Genomic DNA, 1,840 nt, shown 5'->3' with positions numbered 1-1,840 from the left:
ATATTCCCTGCATTCATGTAAGACAACTTTATCTTTCACCAAACTTTTGAAGTGAACTGAGTTGTAGCTGTCGCATCTACCATTGATCTAGATATTCAGCATAGTCATACATTTTATCAAGATCTATTTTTTTAAAAAGGCAACTTATCTTATGGGCTGGTCTATCCAAAATCAAAAAGAATTCATCGATCAATTGTTTGGATTATCATCATAAGCTAGTAGTTTAAAGGAAGCTGCCAATTTATATTTCTATAAAGTATTTTTTGCACTAGAACCAGTAAGGACCTTTTAATTCAAATTCACTTTACAGTCTATAATCCCTATCCTTAAGGAATCATTTACATAAAAATTAGGTTCCAATAAAATAAATAGTAGTTATATTTACAGGAAGATGTTAGCAAAGAACTTCATAGACCTAGTACATATAAAGTAACTAGGTAGGGCATTTACGCCAGTACATTAGTGAATGCCGAATTTTCTAACGAGGGAGTGAGATTGTTGAAAAAGAGAATCTGTATTATTGGTAGTGGAGTATCCGGACTGCACCTAGCCTATGCTCTAAGGAACGATTTTGATATTACGGTCATTGAACGTCAATCACCAGATCAGATTAGAAGAGGCAGAATCATGTCCACCCAGGTGCATTTCGGACCCACAAGGAATCGTGAAACACGCTTTAATGTGCCSAAATGGGGAGAACAACCCCTTATTGAAAGTATTCATATTACGATTGGAAATCAGAAACTATTTGTAGGAAAGTTGAAAGAGCCTGCATCATCTGTTGATCAACGTTTATATTACTCGTATTCTATTAATGACCTTATAGAAAAAGGAGTTTCATTCCGTTTAGAAAAGGTAGATAGAAAGAGTGTGGAAGTACTAATAAATGAGTTTGATTTAGTTATTGATTGTACAGGGAAAAATGGGCCTCTTTTGCCGTTTTCGATCGAAGAGGATCTTTCTCCTTTTAAAACTCCTCAGCGAAAATGTATCGTTGGTTATTTTAAAGGTATAAAAGCAAATACTCCTCTGGGAGTAGGCGTAACGGTTCTTCCTGAGTTGGGTGAAGTGTTTGAAATACCTGCAGTAACAGAACACGGTCCTGCTACTATAATATTCATTATGGCAATACCAAACAGTGATTTAGACGTATTTAAAGGAATAAAAAGTGCAGATAAGTTTACTCTTAAAATGAGAAGCACAGCTCAACAGTTTTTTCCTGAAATTTATAATCGAATTGATGAGAAAAATTTTTCTTTATGCGATGAAAATAGCTTTCTTCAAACTGCCCTAACACCTATTATTCGGAAGCCATATCTCATGGTTAAAAACAAGCTGGTGGTGGGCTGTGGCGATAGTGTATTTCTAAACGATCCTATTACGGGTCAAGGTTGTAATCTCTCTTCCTACTGTGCGGAACAATTGTATGAAACTCTTATGGAATATAAAAATTCTAATTGGGACGTAGAAATAGGAGAGTCTTATTGGAATCGAACGAAACAGTATGTAAAAGAGGTAACTGAATGGACAAATGCTATGACGAAACCATTACCTGAGCATATCGTTCAATTGCTATTTCAGAGTGCACAGGACCAAGTAAAAGCAAATGAAATTGCTGAATGGTTTGCCAATCCCACAAAAGCATATGAAGCGTTTACTTCAACAAAATTCATTGTTTAAAAATTATCTATTAAAAAGAAGCAGTGTACATAAGACACTGCTTCTTTTTAATTTATTGATGACGAAGTATTTCAATTTCTTCTATAGAAAGACCTGTCAATTTACTTATTACGTTGTTAGCTATACCTTCTTGAATCATTCCAATAGCCATCGCTTTTAT

At 34.7% G+C, this 1,840-nt stretch carries 2 protein-coding genes; one reads left to right on the top strand and one right to left on the bottom strand.

The genetic code is table 11. The features are described 5' to 3' along the window. A partial coding sequence (locus AC1DRF_RS25765; RefSeq protein WP_477742048.1) for a DUF8096 family protein occupies window positions 1-87 on the bottom strand: 87 nt, incomplete at its 3' end. A 402-nt stretch (window positions 88-489) separates the two neighbouring features. On the opposite strand from AC1DRF_RS25765, the gene AC1DRF_RS25760 reads away from it, so the two are divergent. Continuing rightward, a complete protein-coding gene (locus AC1DRF_RS25760) occupies window positions 490-1,680 on the top strand; it encodes a styrene monooxygenase/indole monooxygenase family protein (protein ID WP_427076923.1) in 1,191 nt (396 codons plus the stop codon). Window positions 1,681-1,840 lie beyond the last annotated feature (160 nt).

The organism is Priestia sp. P5_B4, assembly GCF_056400385.1.
This window is presented reverse-complemented; position numbering and strand designations above follow the sequence as displayed.